Source organism: Streptomyces sp. NPDC002870 (assembly GCF_042888505.1).
Lineage (GTDB): Bacteria > Actinomycetota > Actinomycetes > Streptomycetales > Streptomycetaceae > Streptomyces.
In genome coordinates this window covers 361,573-384,688 of sequence record NZ_JBIAPW010000003.1, presented here as the reverse complement: position 1 = coordinate 384,688, position 23,116 = coordinate 361,573, and the positions used below count along the sequence as shown (strand labels likewise).

The window sequence follows — 23,116 nt, the reverse complement described above, 5'->3', positions numbered from 1 at the left end:
CACCGGCCCGTCGCCGGTCACAAGATGGGGCAGGCCAGGCACAGTGCCCTGTTCTTTTTCCGGGAGGCTAGGACAGCGCCTTGTACGTCTGCCAGCCGGGCCCGATCTTCACCCGGGCGACGAAGGTGCCCGTACCCGTGCCGTTGTAGCGCCACAGCACGCCGGCCGTGTCCCGGGCCACCAGATCCGCCTTGCCGTCGCCGGTGATGTCGCCGACACCGGCAACCGAGTTGTAGATCTGCCAGCCGGGGCCCGACTTCACTCGCGCGCTCAGCGTGCCCTTGCCGGTGCCGTAGTACCGCCACAGAACACCCGCGGTGTCCCGGGCCAGCAGGTCACCGAACGTGTCTCCGTTCAGATCTCCGGCACCCACGACCGAGTTGTAGATCTGCCAGCCGGAGCCGATCTTCACCCTGGCCTTCAGCTTGCCCGCGCCACCGTCCGCGTACAGGTACAGCTCACCGGCCGGTGTACGCGCGAGCAGATCGGCCCTCCCGTCGCCCGTCAGATCGCCGGGCGAGGTCAGCGTGTTGTAGATGTTCCAGCCGGTGCCGAGCGCCAGCTTGGGGCCGCTCGGCGAGAACGCCTTGCCGCAGCCGCCGTCGTACCGCGTCAGCGCGCCCGACGAGTTCCGTACGAGGAGGTCGTTGCACTTGTCCCCGGACAGATCCCCGAACGGGACGACGAGCGACGACGACGGCCAGCCGGTCGCCGACACGCCGGTCCCGAGGCCGCCGGTGCCCGTCCCGGTGCGCACGGCCAGCGTGCCGCCCGACGTGAGGGCGAGCAGGTCGCCCTTGCCGTCGCCGCTGAAGTCGCGCCACTTGGGCAAGGGCTTGGGGGCGACGGCTGCGGTGGTGGCGGCGCGGACCTGGGTGGTGAAGTCTCCGGTGGACTGCTGCCAGACCGCGACGGGGCGGTTGTTGGCGTCGACGGTGATCTGCCCCAGGGCATACCCGTCGGTGTTGGTGCTCAGCGGCGTCGGCGTGGACCAGGTGCCGTTCACCCGGGAGGCCGTCATCAGCTTCCGCCAGTCATCGCCCTGGGTCCAGATCGCGTGCGCGCTGCCGTCGGGGCCTATGGAGAGGTCGAACTGGTCGTCGGGCACATAGCCCGTGGACAGGGTCTTCACCGCGGACCAGGTGCCGGTGGCCGGGGACCGGGTGGCGGTACGGGCGCCGAATCCGGTGTCCGCGGCGAAGTCGACCCAGAGCACGGTGACATCGCCCTCGGGACCGACGGCCACTTCGGCGCCCCTGGAAACGCCGCCTTCGCTGCCGCTGATCGGCTCCGGAGCTCCCCACGCCTGGCCGCCGGCCGGCCGCTGCGCGGACACCCAGCCAAAGCCGCCCCCGTTGAAGTCATGCCACGCCCACACCAACGTGGCGCGGCCGTCCTCGCCGAGCGCCAAGGTGGCGGCTCCGGAGCTGACCTTCGGGTCGGAGACCGGGACAGGCGCGGTCCAGCCCTCGGCGTCGGCGGCACGGTCGACGACCTTGAGGACACCGCCGTCGGGTCCGTACTGCGAGAAGGCCACCGTCGCCGTGCCCGCGCTCGAGTACACGAGCTGCGGTTCGGATACGAGCGTCTCCAGCACGCCGTCGTCCAGCCGGGTCGGTTCCGACCATGCTGCGCCGGGCGCCGAGCGGACGGAGGAGTAGATCTCGGACGACCGTCCCGAGCTGTGCGACCAGACCGCGACGAGCGTCCCGGACGGGGAGCCGGCCAGCTTCCCTCCGTTGAGGTTGTCCGTGGCGGTCGCGATGTCGGCCGGGGCGGACCATGTCGCAGCGCCAGCCGCAAGGACGGACATCCGGAACGCGGCGCCGGGCTTCTCGCCGAACGGGGCGATGTCGTTCGGGTATTCCACCCAGGCCGCGGTGACGGCCCCGTCGGGGGCGGTGACGAGCTGGGCGTTACCGCGCTCGTTGGGGGTGGTGGCCAGGACGTGCGGCGCACCCCAGGTGGAGCTGCCTGCCGGGCGCACCGCCACGACGAGTTCACGCTTGCTGTGATCGGCGGGCTTCCGGTTCCACAGGGCGACGACGGCTCCGTTCTTGGCCGTCTTGACGTCGAGAACACTCTGGATCGCCGTGCCGTCCGTCAGCGGAACGGAGGCCGACCAGGGGTCGGCGGCCGCGGCGTCGACGGCGACGGAGGCCGGGGCCGGGGCCGCGAAGGCGGACGCGGCACCCGTCGCTGCGATGCCGAACCCGAGGACAGGCACGAGTGCGGTGCCGAGTATCCGGCGGACAGTTGCCCGACGGGGCTGAACGTGCTGAGACACGGATCTCTCCATATGGCGATTGGGCGCATGGAGAGGACGCGGCACGATGTGCCGCGGTCGACCTCGTGAAGTGTTGGGCCCCCCCGGGCACTACCCCCATGCAAGTGACCGGAGCGTAACAGCTGCACCGTCAGGCGCAGAAGACGCTTTTCGCATCTCCTGCCACATCGATCCCGCAGGTGAGAGGGCCCTGCGACCGGCCGTACGGGTCCGGCCGCCAGAGCCTCTCGCCCGGGTCAGTAGAGCCTGTAGACCCTGTCGGGCACCGCAACAGCCGCCTCACAGAGGCAAACAGGGCCCGTACGACACCGAGGTGTCGTACGGGCCCTGTCAGTCAGACCGTCGGATCAGACCGTCAGGTCGGACCAGATCGGATCAGATCGGATCAGCCGTTGCGCTTCCAGCGCGGCTTGTCGTCACGGCGCCCGAAGGAACCCGTGTTCGTGCCGGTACCGGTGGTGCCTCCGCGGTGGTCGTCGCGGCGGCCGTACGGGCGGTCGCTGCCAGCGGAGCGCGTGCCGCCCGCGGGGCGGTCGTCGCGGCGGTCGCGGTTGAACGGACGGTCGCTGCCACGGTGGCCGCCGGTCGGGCGGTCGTCACGGCGGAAGCCGCCCGAGGGACGGTCGTCACGGCGCTCGAAGGAACGGCCGCCACGGTCGTCACGGTCACGGTTGAAGCCACCCGTGGGGCGGTCGTCGCGGCGGAAGCCGCCGGACGACGGACGGTCGTTGTCACGGCGGAAGCCGCCCGAGGGACGGTCGTCACGACGCTCGAACGAACGGCCACCACGGTCGCCGTCACGACGGTCATTGTCACGACGGAAACCGCCGGACGACGGACGGTCGTTGTCACGACGGAAACCGCCGCGGTCGTCACGACGCTCGAACGAACGGCCACCACGGTCGCCGTCACGACGGTCATTGTCACGACGGAAACCGCCGGACGACGGACGGTCGTTGTCACGACGGAAGCCACCGCGGTCACCGCGGTCGCCACCCCGGCGCTCGAAGCTGCCCCGGTCGTCACGACGCTCCGCCGCCTGCTCCGGCACGGACGCCGCGGCAGCCGCGGCCTCCACCTCTGCCTCGGCGACAGCCGTCGCCTCGGCAACCGCGGTCTCCGGGTCGTCGCCCCGCTCGCGCGCCGCGCGCGCCACCAGGCGGTCGGCCTCCTCGCGGAGTTCGGCCGCACGGCGCTGCACGCGCTCCAGCTGCTTGGTCAGGTCGACGACCTCGCGCTCCGCCTGCTTGGCGGCGTTGTTCGCGGAGTCGGCCTGGACCTCGGTCAGCGAACGAGCACCGGTGATCTCGGCGACCTCCGGGTCGAACGCGCCCGCTCCGGCCACGATGTGGCGCGAGGCGTCGACGCCCGCGTCCTCCATCAGACGGAAGATCTGGCGGCGCTGGTGCGGCAGCGAGAGGGAGACGACGACACCGGACCGGCCGGCGCGAGCCGTACGGCCCGAGCGGTGCAGGTAGTCCTTGTGGTCGCCGGCCGGGTCCACGTTCAGGACCAGGTCGATGCCGTCGACGTGGATGCCGCGGGCGGCGACGTCGGTCGCGACGAGCGCGTTGACGTAGCCCTTCTTGAAGTCCTCGAGAACGCGGGTACGGGCGCCCTGCGTCATACCGCCGTGCAGCGCGTCGGCCTTCACGCCCGAATCGCTCAGCTGCTCCGCGATGCGGTCCGCGCCCAGCTGGGTGCGTACGAAGATGATGGTGCGGCCCTTGCGGGCGGCGATCGCCGCGGTGACCGGCGCCTTGTCCTTCGGCTTCACGACGAGCACGTGGTGCGTCATGGTCGTGACGTTGCCCTGGGCGCTGTCGACCTCGTGGCTGACCGGGTCGACCAGGTAGCGGCGGACGAGCGTGCCGATCTCGTTCTCCATGGTGGCGGAGAAGAGCATCCGCTGGCCGCCGGCCGGGATCTGGTCGAACAGCTCGGTGACCTCGGGCAGGAAGCCCAGGTCGGACATCTGGTCGGCCTCGTCGAGGACGGCGACCTGGACGTTCGCGAGCGAGCAGGCGCCGCGGTTGATGATGTCGCGCAGGCGGCCCGGGGTGGCGACGAGTACATCGACGCCGCGCTCGAGCGCGTAGATCTGGTTGCCCATGGACGTACCGCCACAGACGACCTTCATCTTCAGGCCGAGCACATCGCCGTACGGCTGGAGAGCGTCCGCGACCTGCATCGCGAGCTCACGGGTCGGGGTGAGGATGATGCCGCGGGGCTTCTTCTTGTCGGTGTGGCCGCCGGTCAGCGTGGCCAGCAGCGGAAGGCCGAAGGAGAGCGTCTTGCCGGAGCCGGTGCGGCCGCGGCCCAGGATGTCCTTGCCGGCCAGGGCGTCCGGGATGGTCGCGGCCTGGATCGGGAAGGGCGTGGTGACGCCGTTCTGCGAGAGCTTGCGGACTACGCCCTCGGGCAGGCCCAGGTCGGCGAAGGTGACGGTCGGCTCAGCGGCCTCGGTGTCGGCGGCCTCGGTGTCAGCGACCTCGTCGGACTCGACAGCGTCGACGGCGTCGACAGCCTCGACGGCGTTGACGGCCTCGGCAGCGGAAGCCGCCACGGCCTCGTCGTTCTCGGGCATGACGGCGTGATCAGTACTGAAAGTGGACATGCGAAATGCGAAACCTTCCGGAGTCTCGGCACGCGCCCAAACTCCGTGATTCGCAATTCGACCGCCTCAATGCGGTCAGCCACGGCTAGGGAGAGTACGCGCCACGCGGCGCTTCTTTGTCGGCGCCGGGCAATGGGATCAAACGATCTACCACCATACGCACCCTCCCCCACCAAAGGCAAACCCGGCTCAAGTGGCCCCCGTTACATGGGCCCCACCTGCGGTGACGCCGACGGTTCCGGATACATCCCCTGCCCGTCATACATCCCCAGCCCGTCGGCCCCTTGTATGGCCCCCGCGTGCACCTGAGGAGCGGACGACGCCGACGGCGGATCGGTCGGCTCGCTCGGCTGTGGCGTTGGACTCACTTCTGGCGGCTGGGGCGGCTCGCTCGGCTGCGGCGGTTGTTCGGACGGGGACGCTCCGCCTCCGGTCGGCTGCGGATCCTGTGGAGGCTTCGGCTTCTGCCCGCCCCGCGTGGGCTTCGCCGCGGGCTTCGCGGAACCGCTCGGGCTCGGCGACGCGCCCTCGCCGTCCGCGCCCTCGTTGCCGGCCTTGTCCGGCTCGCTCTTCCCGCCGCCCGCCTGCCGCCCGCCCGCCGCCGCAGGCCCGCCGTCCGGTTCGGCCACCGCCCCAGGCCGGTCCGTCGTCCTACGGGGCGCCGGTTTCCCGCCCTCGTCGTCGCTCACGCTCATACAGCCTGCCGAGGCCGCGATCGCCAGCGAGGCGGCGATCGCGACAGCCAAACGGCCGGGGGCGGACAACTGGCGCACGGGCGGCACCTCCGGGGCACAGGACGCGGGTTTCACTGCCCAACTCCCAGTGCCCCACAAGGGACACGCCCCCGCGCCCCACAAGGAACGCGCCCTCGTACGCCCCCTAGACCACGAGACCGCGCGCCAACTCCGCGCCGAGGAACACCGATCCGAGCCCCACCAGCAGCGACGCGCCCACATTCGCCGCCGCCAGGAATATCCACCCGCGCTCGGCCAGCCGCAAGGTCTCGTACGAAAAAGTCGAGTACGTCGTGAGCGCCCCGCACAGACCCGTACCGAGGAGGGCGTACGTCCCCGAGGTCACCGCCGCCCCCGAGAGCGCGCCCAGCACCAGGCTGCCGGCCGCGTTGACGACGAAGGTCCCCCACGGGAACACCGAGTCGTGGCGCGCCTGCACCGCACGGTCCGTCAGATACCGCAGGGGCGCGCCCACCGCCGCGCCCACCACCACCAGCAGCCAGTTCACCGCGCGGCCCCTCCGGTCAGAGCCCCTCTGGCCAGGGCCGCCCTGGTCGCCGAGGCCGCCAGCCACACCGCGGCCATCGCGCCCGCGACGGTCCCGGCCGCATAGACCATCGCGATGTCCGCCTCCTCACGCTCGAGGAGCTCGGAGAAGTCGAGCGCGTACGTCGAGAAGGTCGTGAACCCGCCGAGCACGCCGACTCCGAGGAACGGCCGCACCAGCGGATGCGCGCTCCGGCCGCCCTCGCTGACCAGCGCCATCAGCACCCCGATCAGCGCGCAGCCCAGCACGTTGACCCCGAAGGTCGCCCACGGGAACGCGCCCGGCGCCGCGGGCCAGAGCACGGACGCGGCGTACCGCGCCGTCGCCCCCGCCGCGCCGCCCGTCGAGATCGCCGCGAGCACCGGCCACTTGTGGCTGCCCTCGGTCTCGGCGCGCTGCGCGGGCACATGCAGATCGACGTCCGGATCGATCGCCTCCGGCGGCGGGCCCGGACTCGTCACCCATACCCCAGCGCGTGCAACCGCTCGTCGTCGATCCCGAAGTGATGGGCGATCTCGTGCACCACGGTGATCTCGGTCTCCGCGACCACGTCCTCGCGGGTCTCGCACATCCGCAGCGTCGGTCCGCGGTAGATGGTGATCCGGTCCGGCAGCACGCCCGCGTACCACTCGCCCCGATCGGTGAGCGGAGTCCCCTCGTAGAGCCCGAGCAGCTCGGGGTCCTCTGCGGTGGGCTCGTCCTCGACGAACACCGCGACGTTGTCCATCAGCCGCGTCAGCTCCGGCGGGATCCTGTCCAGCGCCTCGGCGACCAGTTCCTCGAACTCCTCGCGCGTCATCTCCAGCACCCGGCCATTGTCACGTACGCCGTGCGGCCGGTCGCCCCGGCATGGCCGCCCGCCGGGCTGGGCATACGGGACCAATGGCCCGCGAAGCCCCGGAACGGATCAGAGCCGCCCTCACCCGGCTCCAGCGCCACTACCGCTCACGCAACACCGGCCCCACCAACACCCTCGTCCACCCTCCGCACCCCTGGGCCCGCGCGCTGGGCCTCGCCGCCGTGGTCCTTCTCGGCGCCTGGCTCGGCCTGCTGATCGTCGGCAGCGTCCGTACGCCGGTCGGCCCGATGGACACGAGCATGACGCTGCGCCCGTCCCTGTCCGGCGGCACGAAGATCAACGTCTCGCCGCTGGGAGCCCTCGAGCTCGACTCCCATGTCGCTCCCATCCGACTCGACGTCGACGTCGACCAGCTGGACCCGGCCCGCTCCCAGGCCCTGGTCGAGCACCCCGAACGCCTCTCCGGCCTCCAGGACGAGGTCGCCCACGACGTGACGGACGGGACCACCGAGCTGGCCGTACGCTCCTGCGTCGCCGTCGTGGCCGGCGCGACCGCCCTCGGCCTCGCCGTCTACCGCCGCCCGCGCCGCGCCCTCGCGGCGGGCGGCCTCGCGCTCGCCCTCCTGACCGCTTCCGGCATCTCCGCGTACGCGACGTGGAACCCGAAGTCCGTCCTGGAGCCGAAGTTCTCCGGGCTGCTCTCCAGCGCCCCCTCGGTCGTCGGCAACGCGCGCTCCATCGTCACCGAATTCGATGTCTACCAGCAGGAGTTGGCGCGCCTGGTCACCAATGTCACCAAGCTGTACGAGGCAACCTCGACCCTCCCCGCCTACCAGCCGGACCCCCGCACGATGCGGGTGCTGCACGTCTCCGACATCCACCTCAACCCGGCGTCGTGGCACATCATCGGCTCGCTCGTCGAGCAGTACGGAATCGACGTGATCATCGACTCCGGCGACACGATGGACCACGGCACCGCCGCCGAGAACGGCTTCCTCGACCCGATCCCCGACCTGGGCGCGCCCTACGTCTGGGTTCGCGGCAACCACGACTCCGGCACCACCCAGGCGTATCTCTCCCGCCTCAAGAACGTGCACGTCCTCGACGACGGCCGGGCCGTCACCGTCGCCGGCCTGCGCATCGCGGGCATCGGCGACCCCCAGTTCACCCCCGACCGCTCGGTCGTCGCCCAGGGCGACCCGGCCGAACGCATGGCGGGCATCCGCCTCGCCTCCGCCCTGCGCGACCAGACCCGCGCGGGCACGCCCGTCGACATCGCGATCGCCCACAACCCGGTCGCGGCCCGCGAGACGGACGGCGAGGTCCCGCTGGTCCTGGCCGGCCATGTCCACCACCGCCAGACGGAGGTACTCAAACAGGGCACGCGCCTGAAGGTCGAGGGCTCGACGGGCGGCGGGGGCCTGAGGGCGCTGCAGAACAAGAAGCCGGAGAAGGTGCGGACGTCGGTCCTCTATCTGGACCGTACGACCAGACGGCTACAGGCGTGGGACGAGATCACGCTGGGCGGCCTGGGCCTGACGACGGCCGAGGTCAGCCGCCACCTCCCGGACGAGAACGCCCCCGGGGCGACCCCGTCCCCGAGCACTCCCTCCCCGACCCTCTCCCGCCGCCGGTAAACCGTTTTGGCGATAGCTCCCCGCATCCCATATGCTTCTCACGTCCCCGACGCGCTGCGAAGCGCCCAGGTGGGCCCTTAGCCCTCATCGTCTAGTGGCCCAGGACGCCGCCCTTTCAAGGCGGTAGCACGGGTTCGAATCCCGTTGGGGGCACGCATCACCATGTGCGAGACTTGTGCTCGCACATTGCTTGGTCCTGTGGAGCAGCTTGGAGTGCTCGCCACCCTGTCAAGGTGGAGGCCGCGGGTTCAAATCCCGTCAGGACCGCTGCGGCTGTCGAGGCCGCGTGGCTGGGTAGCTCAGTTGGTACGAGCGATCGCCTGAAAAGCGATAGGTCGCCGGTTCGACCCCGGCCCCAGCCACAACCCGAAAGCCCCGGCCCTCCACGGACCGGGGCTTTCGCCATACCCACCACCGACCGACCAGCGAGCCACCCCGCCAAGACGGAGGCCGCGCCCGCGGCGAAGCCGCAATCGGGCACAGCAAATCCCGCCAGGACCGCTGCGGCCGCCGAAGCCCGCGCCGCCGGCCGGCCCACTCGGTACCAGCGATCGCGCTCTCACTTTCCGCGGAACCGGACGGATCTGCTCCGTACCGCACCCACTCGTGGTGGAAATGTGTTCGCCAGTGCTTTCCCGGGGGTGCGATCCTGGGGGCCGTATGTCTACTTCCTTCGCCGATCTTCAGACCCTGCTGGCCGGGGCGTCCCTGCGCGACGCCCACCGGCTCGGCCGCCGTCTCGAAGGCGCCCGCCGTATCCGTAAGCCCGAGGCGCAGCAGGCCGTGCTGGAGGAGATCGCCGCCGAGGCCGAGCAGTCCGCCGCGCGCACGGCCCGGCGGGCCGGCCGGGTGCCCGGGGTCACGTACCCCGAGCAGCTGCCGGTCAGCCAGCGGAGGGACGAGATCCTCGAGGCGATACGGGACCACCAGGTCGTGATCGTCGCGGGCGAGACCGGCTCGGGCAAGACCACCCAGATCCCGAAGATCTGCCTGGAGCTGGGCCGCGGCGTACGCGGCATGATCGGCCATACGCAGCCGCGAAGGATCGCCGCCCGCACCGTCGCCGAACGTGTCGCCGAGGAGCTCCGCACGCCGCTGGGCGAGGCGGTCGGCTGGAAGGTCCGGTTCACGGACCAAGTCGGCGGCGACACCTTCGTCAAGCTGATGACGGACGGCATCCTCCTCGCCGAGATCCAGACGGACCGCGAGCTGCACGCGTACGACACGATCATCATCGACGAGGCCCACGAGCGGTCCCTCAACATCGACTTCCTGCTCGGCTATCTCGCCCAGCTGCTGCCCAGACGCCCCGACCTCAAGGTGATCATCACCTCCGCCACGATCGACCCGGAACGCTTCTCCCGCCACTTCGGCGAAGCCCCGATCGTCGAGGTCAGCGGCCGTACGTACCCCGTAGAGGTCCGCTACCGCCCCCTCCTCGAGGACGACAGCGAGGACAGCGACCGCGACCAGATCACCGCCATCTGCGACGCCGTCGAGGAGCTCCAGGGCGAGGGCAAGGGCGACATCCTCGTCTTCCTCTCCGGCGAGCGCGAGATCCGCGACACCGCGGACGCGCTCAACAAGAAGCAGTACCGCTTCACAGAGGTGCTCCCCCTCTACGCACGGCTCTCGCACGCCGAGCAGCACCGCGTCTTCCAGCCGCACACCGGCCGCCGCATCGTGCTCGCCACGAACGTCGCCGAGACCTCGCTGACCGTCCCCGGCATCAAGTACGTGATCGACCCGGGCAACGCCCGTATCTCCCGCTACAGCCACCGCACCAAGGTCCAGCGCCTCCCCATCGAGCGGATCAGCCAGGCCAGCGCCAACCAGCGCAAGGGCCGCTGCGGCCGTACGTCCGACGGCATCTGCATCCGCCTGTACTCCGAGGACGACTTCGACTCCCGTCCCGAGTTCACGGACGCCGAGATCCTGCGGACGAACCTCGCCTCCGTCATCCTCCAGATGACCGCCGCCGGCCTCGGCGACATCGAGAAGTTCCCCTTCATCGACCCGCCGGACCACCGCAATATCCGCGACGGCGTCCAACTCCTCCAGGAACTGGGCGCGTTCGACCCGGCCCAGAAGGACCCCAAGAAGAAGCTGACCCAGCTGGGCCGCAAGCTGTCCCAGCTCCCGGTCGACCCGCGCCTGGCCCGTATGGTCATCGAGGCCGACAAGAACGGCTGCGTACGCGAGGTCATGGTGATCGCTGCCGCGCTCTCCATCCAGGACCCGCGCGAGCGGCCCGCCGACAAGCAGGCGCAGGCCGATCAGCAGCACGCCCGCTTCAAGGACGAGACCTCCGACTTCCTCGCCTACCTCAATCTCTGGCGCTACATCCGCGAGCAGCAGAAGGAGCGCGGCTCCTCCAGCTTCCGCCGGATGTGCAAGCAGGAGTATCTGAACTTCCTGCGCATCCGCGAATGGCAGGACATCTACGCGCAGCTGCGTACGGTCGCCAAGCAGATGGGTCTGCACCTCGAGGAGCCCTCGGCGGACACAGTCGCGCCGGAGCAGTCCGTCCACACCTCTCTGTTGGCCGGTCTGCTGTCGCACATCGGCCTCAAGGACACCGACAAGAACGAGTATCTGGGCGCCCGCAGCGCCAAGTTCGCCGTCTTCCCCGGCTCGGCGCTCTTCAAGAAGCCCCCGCGCTTCATCATGTCCGCGGAGCTCGTCGAGACGTCACGGCTGTGGGCCCGCGTCAACGCCAAGGTCGAGCCCGAGTGGATCGAGCCCCTCGCCCAGCATCTGATCAAGCGCACCTACAACGAGCCGCACTGGGAGAAGGACGCGGCCGCGGTGATGGCGTACGAGCGGGTCACGCTGTACGGCGTGCCGATCGTCGCCCAGCGCAAGGTGAACTACGGGCGCATCGACCCCGAGACCTCCCGCGATCTCTTCATCCGTAACGCGCTGGTCGAGGGCGACTGGCGTACGCACCACAAGTTCTTCGCCGACAACCGCAAACTCCTCACCGAGGTCGAGGAGTTGGAGCACCGGGCGCGGCGCCGCGACATCCTGGTGGACGACGAGACGCTCTTCGACTTCTACGACCAGCGAGTGCCCGAACATGTCGTGTCCGGCGCGCACTTCGACTCCTGGTGGAAGCACAAGCGCCGGGACGAGCCCGAACTCCTCGATTTCGAGCGCGAGATGCTCATCAACGAGAAGGCCGGGCAGGTCACCAAGGACGACTATCCGGACTCCTGGCGGCAGGGCGCGCTGAAGTTCCGGGTGACGTACCAGTTCGAGCCCGGCGCGGACGCGGACGGTGTGACCGTCCACATCCCGCTCCAGGTGCTGAACCAGGTCACCGGCGAGGGCTTCGACTGGCAGATCCCGGGGCTGCGCGAGGAGGTGGTGATGGAGCTGATCCGCTCCCTCCCCAAGCCGATCCGCCGGCACTACGTCCCCGCCCCGAACTATGCGAAGGCGTTCCTGGACAGGGCTGTGCCGCTCCAGGAGCCCCTGCCCTTCACCCTCGCGCGCGAGCTGCAGGGCATGGTCGGCGTCCCGGTCACGGCGGAGGACTTCGATCTGTCCCGGGTCCCCGACCACCTCAAGATCACGTTCCGGATCGTCGACGAGCGCCGCCGGAAGCTCGCGGAGGCCAAGGACCTGGAGTCGCTGAAGCTCCAGCTCAAGCCGGCGGCGCGGCAGGCCCTCTCGAAGGCCGTCGCGGCCGCCACGTCCGGTCCTGCCGGCCAGTCCCTGGAGCGCACCGGCCTCACGGACTGGACGATCGGCACGCTGTCCCGCGTCTTCGAGACGCGCAGGGCCGGCCAGCCGGTCAAGGCGTATCCGGCGCTCGTAGACGCCGGTGAGAGCGTGTCCGTACGCCTCTTCGACACCGAGGCCGAGCAGCAGCAGGCGATGTGGCAGGGCGCGCGCAAGCTGATCCTGCTCAACATCCCGGTGAACCCTGCCAAGTTCGCCTCGGACAAGCTCACCAACCAGCAGAAGCTGGCCCTGTCCCGCAATCCGCACGGCTCGATCCAGGCGCTCTTCGACGACTGCGCCACTGCCGCGACGGACAAGCTGATCGCCGACCACGGCGGACCTGCCTGGGACGAGGAGTCGTTCCGCAAGCTGTACGACAAGGTCCGCGCGGACCTCGTCGACGTGACGGTGCGGACGGTGGACCAGGTCCAGCAGATCCTGGCCGCGTGGCAGGCCTGCGAGCGCCGTCTGAAGGCGACGAACAGCCTGGCCCTGGTCGCCAACGTCCAGGACGTACGCGAGCAGCTGGCGGCCCTCATGCCGCCCGGGTTCGTCACCAGGACCGGCCTGCGGCGGCTGCCGGACCTCATGCGCTATCTGGTCGCGGTGGACCGTCGGCTCCAGCAGATGCCGACGAACGTCCAGCGCGACACGACGCGCATGGAGAAGGTCCACGAGATGCAGGACGAGTACGCCTGGCTGCTGGAGCAGCTGCCGCAGGGCCGCCCGGTCCCCCGGGAGGTGCTGGACATCCGCTGGATGATCGAGGAGCTGCGGGTGAGCTACTTCGCGCACGCGCTGGGGACGGCGTACGCGGTGTCGGACAAGCGCATCGTGAAGGCGATCGACGCGGCGGCGCCGTAGCGCCACGGTCGCCTTGCGTGAGTTCGACCGGACCCTCTGGCCTGCTGTACAGTCTTGCTTCGCAGCGCACGGCAAGAAGCGCCGCGAAATCTGGTCCTGTGGAGCAGTTTGGAGTGCTCGCCACCCTGTCAAGGTGGAGGCCGCGGGTTCAAATCCCGTCAGGACCGCAGTGATACGAAGGCCCGCATCCGTCAAGGACGCGGGCCTTCGCCGTGCGTGGACACCAGCCGCCGCAGGCCGCGCCCGCGGCGGAGCCGCAATCAGACACAGCAAAACCCGTCAGGACCCCAGCCACGCCAGGCCCGCATTCGTCAAGAACGCGGGCCTTCGCCCCTGCCCGCGCCCCTTCGCGCCGGAGGCCTTCCCCACCCGGCCGTCTTGACGGCGTCACCTGCCGCCGGTACCCAATCACTAGGGGACGGCACACACCGGAGGTGACGTGCATGGCGGCGTCCGCAGCGAGGCAGCACGAGACCAGGGCGCTGCTGCGCGCCCATCTGAAAGCCGCAGTGTCCGGCTACCGGCATCTCACCCGTCACTGCCCGATATGCCATCGCCTCCAACAGCTCGCCGTGGAACCCTCCGCACCCGGCTCCACCCCGGCCCCGCCCGAGGACGAAGGCCCCACCACCGAGTGACAGACTCGGCTTTGGCAAGGGTTGTGCAATGTGACGGGAGTCACCGAACGGGTTTTCCGAACCGGTGAACTTACCCCCTCCCTACAACCGGCCAATTTAATATGTGCAATTGCACCACCCTCTGAGCACCCCCGCTTACCTCAGCCCACCTCCCGGACCGGCCCGCGCCCCAGTACTCCCAGCACCTCCCAGGACTCCCCAGGACTCCCCAGCCCCCCAGGCACAAAAAAGATCGCGCTGGACCCGGCGGAGTCCAGCGCGATCGATGACGAAGTCCGTTGGGGCAGACGCCCGTCATGTGGAGCTATAGGGGGGCTTACCGGGATGGGGGTCCCGGAAACGCCCGATCAATGGGGTGTTCAGGCCTCGCTACGCTGCTGCGGAATACCCGCAAGCAGTGCGCGGACCTCTGCCTCGCGATACCGACGATGCCCACCGAGCGTGCGGATGGACGTGAGCTTGCCTGCCTTGGCCCAGCGGGTGACCGTCTTCGGGTCCACGCGGAACATCGTGGCAACCTCAGCCGGGGTCAGCAGCGGCTCGGCATCAGGGGTGCGAGCGGTCATGAGCGGCCTCCTCGGGAGAACCGAACCATCTCGGTTCTTTCCTCTAAATTCTGCACCTTGACCCGCGTTGCCCGAAATGGCGGACGCGGGTCGAGTCGGTTATAGGACGAACGGCTTGTCCTCGGCACTACAACTACACCATCCGTCCAGCCACGTCGGCCAAACCGACGGAATTGCCCTCTGAGGTGTTCATCAGTGGCGGAAGCCCGATGGACCATGCCATAACGGACAGTCACGCCCCAGTGACGATCAGTCACAGAGCTATCAGGAGTCGCCAGACCCCCCATAGAGTGCAATACCGAGATTTCCGCCCTTAGTTGGACGGAAGGAGCCCTCACCGGACTCCTTGTCCTATTTTGACACGAGGGTAGGCGATAGGCGCAAGGCCCCAGTAAGTGCCGTCCGTCACGCTTGAGACAAAGGCCCGGATCGGGACCTACGTCCTGGACCGATGGCTTCGATGATCCTCAATGCCCATCAGAAACGCTCAGTTCGCGAACTGAAGGTCCCTCACAGCCCGCCAGCGCTCCACCAGACGGGCGTACGCCTCGCCCGCGCCCTCGCCGTCCCCGGCCCGCAGCGCCTCGATCCCCGCGGCCAGGTCCGCCGCCGAGCGGTCCTCGGCGAGCTGAGGTCCCGTAAGAGCGTGCACCAGGCCGCCGTAGTCGAGCTCGACCAGGGAGCGCGGATGGAACTCCTCCAGCCACCGCCCCACGTCCACCAGGCCCTCGGCCAGCTGTCCGTCGTCGATCGTCTCTCTCAGCGTCTTCAGCGCGCGGGCCACCCGCCGCCTCGCCTGCACCATCGGCGTCCGGTAGCGCAGCACTGGCGCGGCGGGCCCCGCCGGCTCGTAGGCGCGCTCGTCGTCCGAGAAGAGCGCGAACCAGCGCACCGGCACCTGCCAGACCGCCGTACGGATCCAGGGCCGCGCGTCCGGGTTGCGCTCACGCCACTGCTCGTAGTCCGCCGTCGCCTGCCCGCGCACCACAGGCGGCAGCACCGCGTCAAGGAGGGCGGCGGGCAACAGCTCCGTCAGCTCCTCCAGCGCCAGCCAGCCGCGCAGCCTGGTACGCCACGGGCAGACGCACACCACGCCGTCCACCTCGGTGACAAAGGCGTCGCCGCTCTCGTGGACCGGCACCGGGACCGGCGGGGTGGGCAGCAAGTCGGCCAGCGAGCGGCGCAGTTCGTCCTGTGCGGTGGGCGTGTGCTCCAGGCGGGCGTATCGGGCCCAGTGGCCCCGCTCCGGCTCGGGAAAAGCCGCCAGCGGCTCGTACACCCGCAGGTAGGCCGCGTACGGGACGAGGACCGAGGACAGCGCTGGCATGCCGCGATCCTTCCACGCCAGTACTCCGCCAGGGGGTGATCCTCGGCACTGGGTCGGATCTACGCACGCGTAGGACTTACTCTCGTGCCGAAACTTAAGGCTTCCCCGCTCTTCCCCTGCCACAAGCGACGGGGAGACCCCGAGGAAGCCACTACCTCCGCCGCTTCGTACTTGGGAGTCACCACCGTGACCGATGTGACCGACGGCGTCCTGCACACCCTGTTCCGATCGGACCAGGGAGGCCACGAGCAAGTCGTGCTGTGCCAGGACCGCGCCTCTGGCCTGAGGGCCGTCATCGCCATCCACTCGACCGCCCTGGGCCCGGCCCTGGGCGGCACCCGCTTCTACCCGTACGCCACCGAGGAAGAGGCCGTCGCGGACGCGCTTAACCTGTCCCGGGGGATGTCGTACAAGAACGCCATGGCTGGCCTCGACCACGGCGGCGGCAAGGCCGTGATCATCGGTGACCCGGAGAAGATCAAGACAGACGAGCTGCTGCTCGCCTACGGCAGGTTCGTGGACTCCCTCGGTGGCCGGTATGTGACGGCCTGCGACGTCGGCACGTATGTCGCGGACATGGACGTGGTGGCCCGCGAGACGCGCTGGGCCACCGGCCGCTCCCCCGAGAACGGCGGCGCCGGCGACTCGTCGGTCCTCACGGCCTACGGCGTCTTCCAGGGCATGCGCGCCTCCGCCCAGCACCTGTGGGGCGACCCGACGCTGCGCGGCCGCAAGGTGGGCATCGCGGGCGTCGGCAAGGTCGGCCACCACCTGGTCGAGCACCTCCTGCAGGACTCCGCCGAGGTAGTGATCACGGATGTGCGCGACGAGTCCGTACGCCGGATTCTCGACAAGCACCCGCAGGTCACAGCGGTCGCGGACACGGACGCCCTGATCCGTACGGAGGGCCTGGACGTGTACGCCCCGTGCGCGCTCGGCGGCGCGCTGAACGACGACTCCGTGACCGTGCTCACCGCGAAGGTGGTGTGCGGCGCCGCCAACAACCAGCTCGCGCACCCGGGCGTCGAGAAGGACATCGCGGACCGCGGGATCCTTTACGCCCCCGACTATGTGGTGAACGCCGGCGGAGTCATCCAGGTCGCCGACGAGCTGCACGGCTTCGACTTCGACCGCTGCAAGGCGAAGGCAGCGAAGATCTTCGACACCACGCTGGCAATATTCGCACGTGCGAAGGAAGACGGGATTCCGCCGGCCGCGGCGGCGGACCGGATCGCTGAGCAGCGGATGGCAGAGGCCCGCGGCCTCTGACTCGGCACGCTCTGGCCCGCCGACTGGGAGACAAGACTCACCCCGGTCGGCGGGTCGGCGGCCGAGAAGAGGTTAAAATCGCAGTTGACCAGCGAGGACAGGACTCCTCGCTGGTCCTGTGAAGTGGCGCGTCATGCGGGCGGCGTACCGTATGGCCGCGGAAGCAGGTACCGTTGAAGTCCTACGGACCGGTCTCTCCACCGAGAGCCCGTTCCGAATCATGAACGCGTGTCAAGACTCTGGGGCCGTCGAGCCCCGTCACCGAGGGGGTCGAGCCATGGGGCGCGGCCGGGCCAAGGCCAAGCAGACGAAGGTCGCCCGCCAGCTGAAGTACAACAGCGGCGGGACTGACCTGTCGCGTCTGGCCAATGAGCTGGGCGCATCGCCTTCGAGTCAACCACCGAACGCTGAGCCGTTCGAGGATGACGACGAGGAAGATGACCCGTACGCACAGTACGCGGATCTGTACAACGACGACGATGACGAGGACGACGAGTCCGGTCCGTCGTCACAGCGCCGCGGCGCTTGACGTACGCACACCTCAAAAAGCATTGCTACGTGACCCGGTCAGGGGCGTTCGCCCCGGACCGGGTTTCGCGCTGCCCCTGTGGGCTCAGTTCGCGTAGTCCCCGGTCAGGGTCGCACCGGCGGTGTGCTCGCCGCGCTCGTTGATCTCACCGGCGACCCAGGCGTCGACGCCGCGGTCCGCGAGCGTGGTCAGCGCCGCGTCCACCGACTCCTCGGGAACGACGGCGATCATGCCCACGCCCATGTTGAGGGTCTTCTCCAGCTCGAGACGCTCGACCTGGCCGGCCTTGCCGACGAGGTCGAAGACCGCGCCGGGGGTCCAGGTCGAGCGGTCGACCACCGCGTGCAGATTGTCCGGAATGACCCTGGCGAGGTTGTTGGCAAGACCGCCGCCGGTGATGTGGCTGAAAGCGTGCACCTCCGTGGTCCGGGTGAGCGCCAGGCAGTCCAGCGAGTAGATCTTGGTGGGCTCGAGCAGTTCCTCGCCGAGGGTGCGACCGAACTCCGCCACCTGCTGGTCCAGCGCCATGTTCGCGCGGTCGAAGAGCACGTGCCGTACGAGCGAGTACCCGTTGGAGTGAAGGCCGGAGGACGCCATGGCGATGACCGCGTCACCCGTACGGATACGATCCGCGCCCAGCAGCCGGTCGGCCTCGACCACACCCGTACCGGCGCCGGCGACGTCGAAGTCGTCCTCACCGAGGAGCCCGGGGTGCTCGGCGGTCTCGCCGCCGACCAGCGCGCAGCCGGCCAGCACACAGCCCTCGGCGATGCCCTTGACGATGGCGGCGACGCGCTCCGGGTGGACCTTGCCGACACAGATGTAGTCGGTCATGAAGAGCGGCTCGGCGCCGCAGACGACGAGGTCGTCGACGACCATGCCGACGAGGTCGTGGCCGATCGTGTCGTACACGCCCATCCGGCGGGCCAGGTCGACCTTCGTGCCGACGCCGTCCGTGGCCGAGGCGAGCAGCGGGCGCTCGTAACGCTTGAGGGCGGAGGCGTCGAAGAGACCGGCGAAGCCGCCGAGGCCGCCGAGGACCTCGGGGCGCTGCGTCTTCTTCACCCACTCCTTCATCAGCTCGACGGCGCGGTCGCCCGCCTCGATGTCGACACCTGCGGACGCGTAGCTGGCACCGGTGGACTCAGCAGACATAGCCAAGAACTTTCGTGTCGTAAGACGGGGGCGTTACGGGCGACGGAGCGCGTCGGCGGCATCGGCGCCGCCCGCCAGCTCGGTCTCCAGGAGCTGCTTGCCGAGCAGCTCGGGATCGGGCAGATCCATCGGGTACTCGCCGTCGAAGCAGGCCCGGCAGAGATTCGGCTTGGCGATGGTCGTCGCCTCGATCATGGCGTCGAGGGAGATGTACGAGAGGGAGTCGGCGCCCAGCGAGGCGCCGATCTCCTCGATCGTCATGCCGTTGGCGATCAGCTCGGCGCGGGTCGCGAAGTCGATGCCGAAGAAGCAGGGCCACTTCACCGGCGGGGACGAGATCCGGATGTGGACCTCGGCGGCGCCGGCCTCGCGGAGCATCTTGACCAGGGCGCGCTGGGTGTTGCCGCGGACGATCGAGTCGTCGACGACGACCAGGCGCTTGCCCCGGATGACTTCCTTGAGGGGGTTCAGCTTGAGCCGGATGCCGAGCTGGCGGATGGTCTGGGACGGCTGGATGAAGGTGCGGCCGACGTAGGCGTTCTTCACCAGACCGGAGCCGTAGGGGATTCCGCTGGCTTCGGCGTAGCCGATGGCGGCGGGCGTGCCCGACTCCGGGGTCGCTATCACCAGATCCGCGTCGACCGGGGCTTCCTTGGCGAGCCTGCGGCCCATCTCCACACGGGAGAGATAGACGTTCCGGCCGGCGATGTCGGTGTCGGGGCGGGCGAGGTAGACGTACTCGAAGACACAGCCCTTGGGCTTCGCTTCCGCGAAGCGGGAGGTGCGGAGGCCGTGCTCGTCGATGGCGATGAGCTCGCCGGGTTCGATCTCGCGGACGAAGCTGGCGCCGCAGATGTCGAGCGCGGCGGACTCGCTCGCGACGACCCAGCCGCGCTCGAGGCGGCCGAGGACGAGGGGGCGGATGCCCTGCGGGTCGCGGGCGGCGTACAGGGTGCCCTCGTCCATGAAGACGAGGGAGAACGCGCCCCTGACGTCCGGGAGCACCTTGGCCGCGGCCGTCTCTACGGTGAGCGGCTTGCCGTCGTCGTCGACTTGGCCCGCGAGGAGCGCTGTGACCAGATCGGTGTCGTTGGTGGCGGCGACCTGGGTGGCCCGGCCGTCCTCCTTGGGGAGGGCGGCGACCATCTCGGCGAGCTCGGCGGTGTTGACCAGGTTTCCGTTGTGGCCGAGCGCGATGGAGCCGTGGGCGGTGGCCCGGAAGGTCGGCTGCGCGTTCTCCCACACGGAGGCGCCCGTGGTCGAGTAGCGGGCGTGACCGACCGCGATGTGACCCCGGAGCGAGCCGAGAGAGGTCTCGTCGAAGACCTGGGAAACCAGGCCCATGTCCTTGAATACGAGGATCTGGGAGCCGTTGCTCACCGCGATTCCCGCGGATTCCTGGCCTCGATGTTGGAGGGCGTATAGCCCGAAGTAAGTGAGCTTCGCGACCTCTTCGCCCGGGGCCCAGACACCGAAGACGCCGCAAGCGTCCTGGGGGCCTTTCTCACCGGGGAGCAGGTCGTGGTTGAGTCGTCCGTCACCACGTGGCACGGTCCCGAGTGTAGGCGAGATCGACCACTGGTCCGAATTGGGGATGCGGGGGCGGGCTCTGCGGGGGTGTGTGCGAGGGCTCGATCGGGCGCTGGGCCTGCGGGTCAGCGCCCGGAGGGGCCTCGGGACGGGCGTCCACACTGCGGGATGAAGTTGGCAGGTACGCGCCCGTCAGGACGGGCTCGCCCCGTCTGATCACTTCGCAGGCGCCGCCGTCGCGGCCAGTCCCTTGCCGTCCGCCGCGGTGAGGGTCAGGCCGCGGTGCTGCAGTTTGTACGTCACCTTGCCGTCGAGAACCCCCCGCAGGTGGTTCTCCAGCGTCATCGCCGTGCCCGCGCACATCCGCCGGGTGGTGGCGAGGCGGTCGAAGGTGATCGTGGAGCCGGAGATCTTCGCGGTGCTGGTGAAGGTGTTGCAGCCGAGGCTGCCGCGTACCGAACCGTCCTTGCCGAAGGTCAGATACGCGTTCTTCTCCGTGCCGGGGGGCAGCGAGGAGGCGGTCTCGCCGGAGAGGAGGGAGTTCACGGTCCACTTGGTGCCGACCAGCGGCGCCGGGCGCTCGGAGGTGAGGGCGATGGAGTCGCCCTTCTCGGTGGTCAGAGTGAGCTTCTCGTCGGCGATCTTCGCCTTGAGCTTGCCGGAGAAGGCCGTCCGCAGCGCGTTCTCGAAGCCCTGGATGTCCTTGGCGCAGCCCATCTCGGTCATCTCGCCCGGACTCACGGTGATCGTGTCGCCGTCGACCTTGACGTCGGCGCCGAAGTGGTTGCAGCCGTAGTTGCCCTGGGCGCGGCCCTTGCTGGTGATCTCGACGTGCGCGCCGTCCGGGGCCGCGGACTTCTTGCCGTCGACGGTCACGCTGTCGACGGACCAGTGGACGCCGGTGAGGGGCAGATCGGTCGTGACCGATCCGTCTCCGTCGCCGCCGGCACCGGATCCGGAACCCGATTCCGTGCCGCAGGCTGCGAGGGCGAGGATGGCCAGGGCGGTGACAGGAATGCTCAGCTGGTTACGCATACCGATGGGACGGGGGCGGCGGAGCTCCGGTTCCCGCGGTTACGCCGGTTGGCCCCGTTGCGCCGGTTGGGCCGGTCGCCCCGATTCCCCCGGTTCTCCCGGCTCTCCCGGCTCTCCCGACCCGATCGCCGCCGTCATCCCAGGATCGGGAGCAGCCCAGAAAGGTCGGCGCGCTCGCCGCTCGCGCTGACCTTCGCCGCGCCGACGGCCTCGGCCCATCCCGTACGACCGGTGGCGAGGCGGATCCAGGTCAGCGGGTCGGTCTCGACGACATTGGGCGGGGTGCCGCGGGTGTGCCGCGGCCCCTCGACGCACTGCACGACGGCGAACGGCGGAATCCTCACCTCCGTGGACGCCCCCGGCGCCTTGACCGCGAGCGCGTCCGCGAGCAGGCGCGTGCAGGCCGCGAGCGCATTGCGGTCGTACGGGATGTCCAGCCCGGTCGCCGCGTTCAGATCGTCGGTGTGGACGATCAGCTCGACGGTCCGGGTGACCAGGAAGTCCCCGAGCCGCATCCCGCCGAATCGCATCGCCACCAGCCGGTTCTCGGAAGCGGCCGGCAGCAGCTCTTCGAGCCGGGCCGCCGTACGCGCGAACAACTCGCCGGGCTCGGAGGCCGCCGCGAAGGCCCTGGTGTCCTCGTCGACCTGCCCGGCGGCCGTGACCGTCGCGAACGGCCAGTCCAGCAGGCCGACGTCCGCCTTCTCCGGCTCGGGCAGGGTGAGGTAGCGGGCTACGAGGCCGGCCACCAGGGCGATGTGCGCGGTCAGTTCGCGCACGGTCCAGTCCCCGAGCCGGGTGGGCAGCGCGAACTGCTCGGGCGTGAGGGTGTCCACCGCCTGCCGTACATGCCCGAACTGGGCGAGAACGGCGGTACGGATCTTGGCGGGGTCGTAGGCGCGGGTGCGCTTCTTGGCCGGTGGCATGGGACCGACATTAAGGGTTGGGTACGACAGCGGCGGGGTCACTTCTCAGGCGGGCAGCGCCGGCTCCCCGGCGGTGAACGGCTCTCTGTTCCTCGGAACTCCGATGCCCCGCCACCGGAACGGGATGCCCCGCGCCGTGTCCAGGTCCGGGCCGTCCATCAGCTGGAAGTGGACATGCGGCTCGGTGGAGTTGCCGGAGTTCCCGCAGCGGGCGAGCTGCTGTCCGGCCCGTACCCGGTCGCCTTCGCGGACGGCGAGCGAGCCTCGCTGAAGGTGCGCGTACATCGCGTACGTACCGTCCCCGAGGTCCAGCACGATGTGATTGCCCGTGATGCGCGTGGCGCCGGCCATCTCCCGTACGGCTGCCTCGACGAGCATCAGATAGACCAGCGCCGGAAGGGAGTTGCGGCTCAGATGGTCGCGCTGGCCGTCGGTCGCGCGGACGACGGTGGCGTCGGCCACCGCGAGCAGCGGGGCGCCGAAGGCCGGGAAGTCGCGGCTGCTGCGGACGACGGGCCACAGCCAGCGGAAGGCGGGACGGGAGGCGGGACGGGAGCCGGGACGAGAGGCGTCCTTCGTCTCCGGGAGCCCTTCCGGTTCGGCCACGATGTCGATCGCGTACGTCTGTCCGTAGCCGTGCGTGCCATGGCTCGGGACCTTGTCCGCGGGGCTGTTCAGCGCCGACCAGCGACCCGCCACCGGCGCGTCCACCTCGACGGCGGGCGGCCGCCCAGCCTGTTCCGCGCGGGCCTTGCGGCTCATCCCGAGGGCGATGGCGACCGCCAGTGCCGCCGGCAGCCAGACCCATGCCAGGGGCAGACCGGTGAGAGTCGCCACGACGACCAGGGCGATGAAGGCCACAATGCAGCAGCGGTAGATGATCATGAGCAGCTTACGGACGGACATACTCGTTCCCCCTTGGCGATT

The 23,116-nt window shown here is 69.8% G+C and carries 18 protein-coding genes and 4 tRNA genes; 9 read left to right on the top strand and 13 right to left on the bottom strand.

Annotated elements, in window-relative coordinates; translation table 11 throughout:
• Positions 1-67 precede the first annotated feature (67 nt).
• From ACFYWY_RS06425 to ACFYWY_RS06400, 6 genes are all read right to left on the bottom strand, one after another.
• Positions 68-2,287, bottom strand: a complete 2,220-nt coding sequence (locus tag ACFYWY_RS06425) for an FG-GAP-like repeat-containing protein (RefSeq protein ID WP_389180545.1) — start codon at positions 2,285-2,287, stop codon at positions 68-70.
• A gap of 385 nt (positions 2,288-2,672) precedes the next feature.
• Positions 2,673-4,904: a DEAD/DEAH box helicase gene (locus tag ACFYWY_RS06420; protein WP_389180542.1), complete on the bottom strand. Its 2,232-nt coding sequence runs from the start codon at positions 4,902-4,904 to the stop codon at positions 2,673-2,675.
• 203 nt (positions 4,905-5,107) lie between these two features.
• On the bottom strand, positions 5,108-5,677 hold the full coding sequence (locus ACFYWY_RS06415) for a hypothetical protein (protein WP_389180539.1): 570 nt from the start codon (positions 5,675-5,677) through the stop codon (positions 5,108-5,110).
• Positions 5,678-5,783: 106 nt separating this feature from the next.
• Entirely contained in the window at positions 5,784-6,146 is a 363-nt protein-coding gene (locus ACFYWY_RS06410; protein WP_389180536.1) for a fluoride efflux transporter FluC, read from the bottom strand.
• Positions 6,143-6,646: a fluoride efflux transporter CrcB gene (gene crcB, locus ACFYWY_RS06405; protein WP_389180533.1), complete on the bottom strand. Its 504-nt coding sequence runs from the start codon at positions 6,644-6,646 to the stop codon at positions 6,143-6,145. The genes ACFYWY_RS06410 and crcB overlap by 4 nt, the downstream gene beginning before the upstream one ends.
• Complete coding sequence (locus tag ACFYWY_RS06400) at positions 6,643-6,993, bottom strand: metallopeptidase family protein (protein ID WP_389180530.1); 351 nt, start codon at positions 6,991-6,993, stop codon at positions 6,643-6,645. The genes crcB and ACFYWY_RS06400 overlap by 4 nt, the downstream gene beginning before the upstream one ends.
• A 74-nt stretch (positions 6,994-7,067) precedes the next feature.
• Between ACFYWY_RS06400 and ACFYWY_RS06395 the strand changes: the two genes are divergently transcribed.
• From ACFYWY_RS06395 to ACFYWY_RS06365, 7 genes are all read left to right on the top strand, one after another.
• Positions 7,068-8,621, top strand: a complete 1,554-nt coding sequence (locus tag ACFYWY_RS06395; RefSeq protein ID WP_389180527.1) for a metallophosphoesterase — start codon at positions 7,068-7,070, stop codon at positions 8,619-8,621.
• Positions 8,622-8,701: 80 nt separating this feature from the next.
• Positions 8,702-8,774: transfer RNA gene (locus ACFYWY_RS06390), tRNA-Glu, on the top strand.
• A gap of 39 nt (positions 8,775-8,813) precedes the next feature.
• A tRNA-Asp gene (locus tag ACFYWY_RS06385) sits at positions 8,814-8,888 on the top strand.
• A 21-nt stretch (positions 8,889-8,909) separates the two neighbouring features.
• A tRNA-Phe gene (locus ACFYWY_RS06380) sits at positions 8,910-8,983 on the top strand.
• 298 nt (positions 8,984-9,281) lie between these two features.
• Positions 9,282-13,214: an ATP-dependent RNA helicase HrpA gene (hrpA, locus tag ACFYWY_RS06375; RefSeq protein ID WP_389180524.1), complete on the top strand. Its 3,933-nt coding sequence runs from the start codon at positions 9,282-9,284 to the stop codon at positions 13,212-13,214.
• Positions 13,215-13,306: 92 nt separating this feature from the next.
• Positions 13,307-13,381: transfer RNA gene (locus ACFYWY_RS06370), tRNA-Asp, on the top strand.
• Positions 13,382-13,657: 276 nt separating this feature from the next.
• Positions 13,658-13,852: a DUF6274 family protein gene (locus tag ACFYWY_RS06365; RefSeq protein ID WP_389180521.1), complete on the top strand. Its 195-nt coding sequence runs from the start codon at positions 13,658-13,660 to the stop codon at positions 13,850-13,852.
• A 359-nt stretch (positions 13,853-14,211) separates the two neighbouring features.
• On the opposite strand, the gene bldC is transcribed toward ACFYWY_RS06365, so the two are convergent.
• Both bldC and ACFYWY_RS06355 read right to left on the bottom strand, forming a co-directional pair.
• Positions 14,212-14,418, bottom strand: coding sequence for a developmental transcriptional regulator BldC (gene bldC, locus ACFYWY_RS06360; RefSeq protein WP_003949541.1), 207 nt, complete (start codon positions 14,416-14,418; stop codon positions 14,212-14,214).
• Between the two features lie 487 nt (positions 14,419-14,905).
• Positions 14,906-15,745 (bottom strand): hypothetical protein, encoded by an 840-nt coding sequence (locus ACFYWY_RS06355; RefSeq protein ID WP_389180517.1) that lies wholly within the window; start codon positions 15,743-15,745, stop codon positions 14,906-14,908.
• Positions 15,746-15,931: 186 nt separating this feature from the next.
• Between ACFYWY_RS06355 and ACFYWY_RS06350 the strand changes: the two genes are divergently transcribed.
• Complete coding sequence (locus tag ACFYWY_RS06350) at positions 15,932-17,014, top strand: Leu/Phe/Val dehydrogenase (RefSeq protein ID WP_389180514.1); 1,083 nt, start codon at positions 15,932-15,934, stop codon at positions 17,012-17,014.
• Between the two features lie 277 nt (positions 17,015-17,291).
• On the top strand, positions 17,292-17,543 hold the full coding sequence (locus ACFYWY_RS06345) for a DUF3073 domain-containing protein (RefSeq protein WP_307662491.1): 252 nt from the start codon (positions 17,292-17,294) through the stop codon (positions 17,541-17,543).
• Positions 17,544-17,627: 84 nt separating this feature from the next.
• Here the strand turns inward: ACFYWY_RS06345 and purM are convergent, their stop codons facing one another.
• The 5 genes from purM to ACFYWY_RS06320 form a co-directional block, all read right to left on the bottom strand.
• Complete coding sequence (gene purM, locus ACFYWY_RS06340) at positions 17,628-18,698, bottom strand: phosphoribosylformylglycinamidine cyclo-ligase (protein WP_389180511.1); 1,071 nt, start codon at positions 18,696-18,698, stop codon at positions 17,628-17,630.
• A gap of 33 nt (positions 18,699-18,731) precedes the next feature.
• Positions 18,732-20,249, bottom strand: coding sequence for an amidophosphoribosyltransferase (gene purF / locus ACFYWY_RS06335; protein ID WP_389180508.1), 1,518 nt, complete (start codon positions 20,247-20,249; stop codon positions 18,732-18,734).
• A gap of 195 nt (positions 20,250-20,444) precedes the next feature.
• On the bottom strand, positions 20,445-21,263 hold the full coding sequence (locus ACFYWY_RS06330; protein ID WP_389180504.1) for an META domain-containing protein: 819 nt from the start codon (positions 21,261-21,263) through the stop codon (positions 20,445-20,447).
• A gap of 134 nt (positions 21,264-21,397) precedes the next feature.
• Positions 21,398-22,189 carry a sterol carrier family protein gene (locus ACFYWY_RS06325; protein WP_389180501.1) on the bottom strand — a complete coding sequence of 264 codons (792 nt, stop codon included), beginning with the start codon at positions 22,187-22,189 and terminating at the stop codon, positions 21,398-21,400.
• Positions 22,190-22,234: 45 nt separating this feature from the next.
• Positions 22,235-23,095 carry a M23 family metallopeptidase gene (locus tag ACFYWY_RS06320; RefSeq protein ID WP_389180498.1) on the bottom strand — a complete coding sequence of 287 codons (861 nt, stop codon included), beginning with the start codon at positions 23,093-23,095 and terminating at the stop codon, positions 22,235-22,237.
• Between the last annotated feature and the right edge of the window lie 21 nt (positions 23,096-23,116).

Bases quoted from the DNA above. Each gene is read 5' to 3' on its own strand.
- ACFYWY_RS06420 (WP_389180542.1), bottom strand. From the start codon at position 4,904: ATGTCCACTTTCAGTACTGATCACGCCGTCATGCCCGAGAACGACGAG.
- ACFYWY_RS06395 (WP_389180527.1), top strand. From the start codon at position 7,068: ATGGCCCGCGAAGCCCCGGAACGGATCAGAGCCGCCCTCACCCGGCTC.
- hrpA (WP_389180524.1), top strand. From the start codon at position 9,282: ATGTCTACTTCCTTCGCCGATCTTCAGACCCTGCTGGCCGGGGCGTCC.
- ACFYWY_RS06365 (WP_389180521.1), top strand. From the start codon at position 13,658: ATGGCGGCGTCCGCAGCGAGGCAGCACGAGACCAGGGCGCTGCTGCGC.
- bldC (WP_003949541.1), bottom strand. From the start codon at position 14,418: ATGACCGCTCGCACCCCTGATGCCGAGCCGCTGCTGACCCCGGCTGAG.
- ACFYWY_RS06355 (WP_389180517.1), bottom strand. From the start codon at position 15,745: ATGCCAGCGCTGTCCTCGGTCCTCGTCCCGTACGCGGCCTACCTGCGG.
- ACFYWY_RS06345 (WP_307662491.1), top strand. From the start codon at position 17,292: ATGGGGCGCGGCCGGGCCAAGGCCAAGCAGACGAAGGTCGCCCGCCAG.
- purM (WP_389180511.1), bottom strand. From the start codon at position 18,698: ATGTCTGCTGAGTCCACCGGTGCCAGCTACGCGTCCGCAGGTGTCGAC.
- ACFYWY_RS06330 (WP_389180504.1), bottom strand. From the start codon at position 21,263: ATGCGTAACCAGCTGAGCATTCCTGTCACCGCCCTGGCCATCCTCGCC.
- ACFYWY_RS06325 (WP_389180501.1), bottom strand. From the start codon at position 22,189: ATGCCACCGGCCAAGAAGCGCACCCGCGCCTACGACCCCGCCAAGATC.
- ACFYWY_RS06320 (WP_389180498.1), bottom strand. From the start codon at position 23,095: ATGTCCGTCCGTAAGCTGCTCATGATCATCTACCGCTGCTGCATTGTG.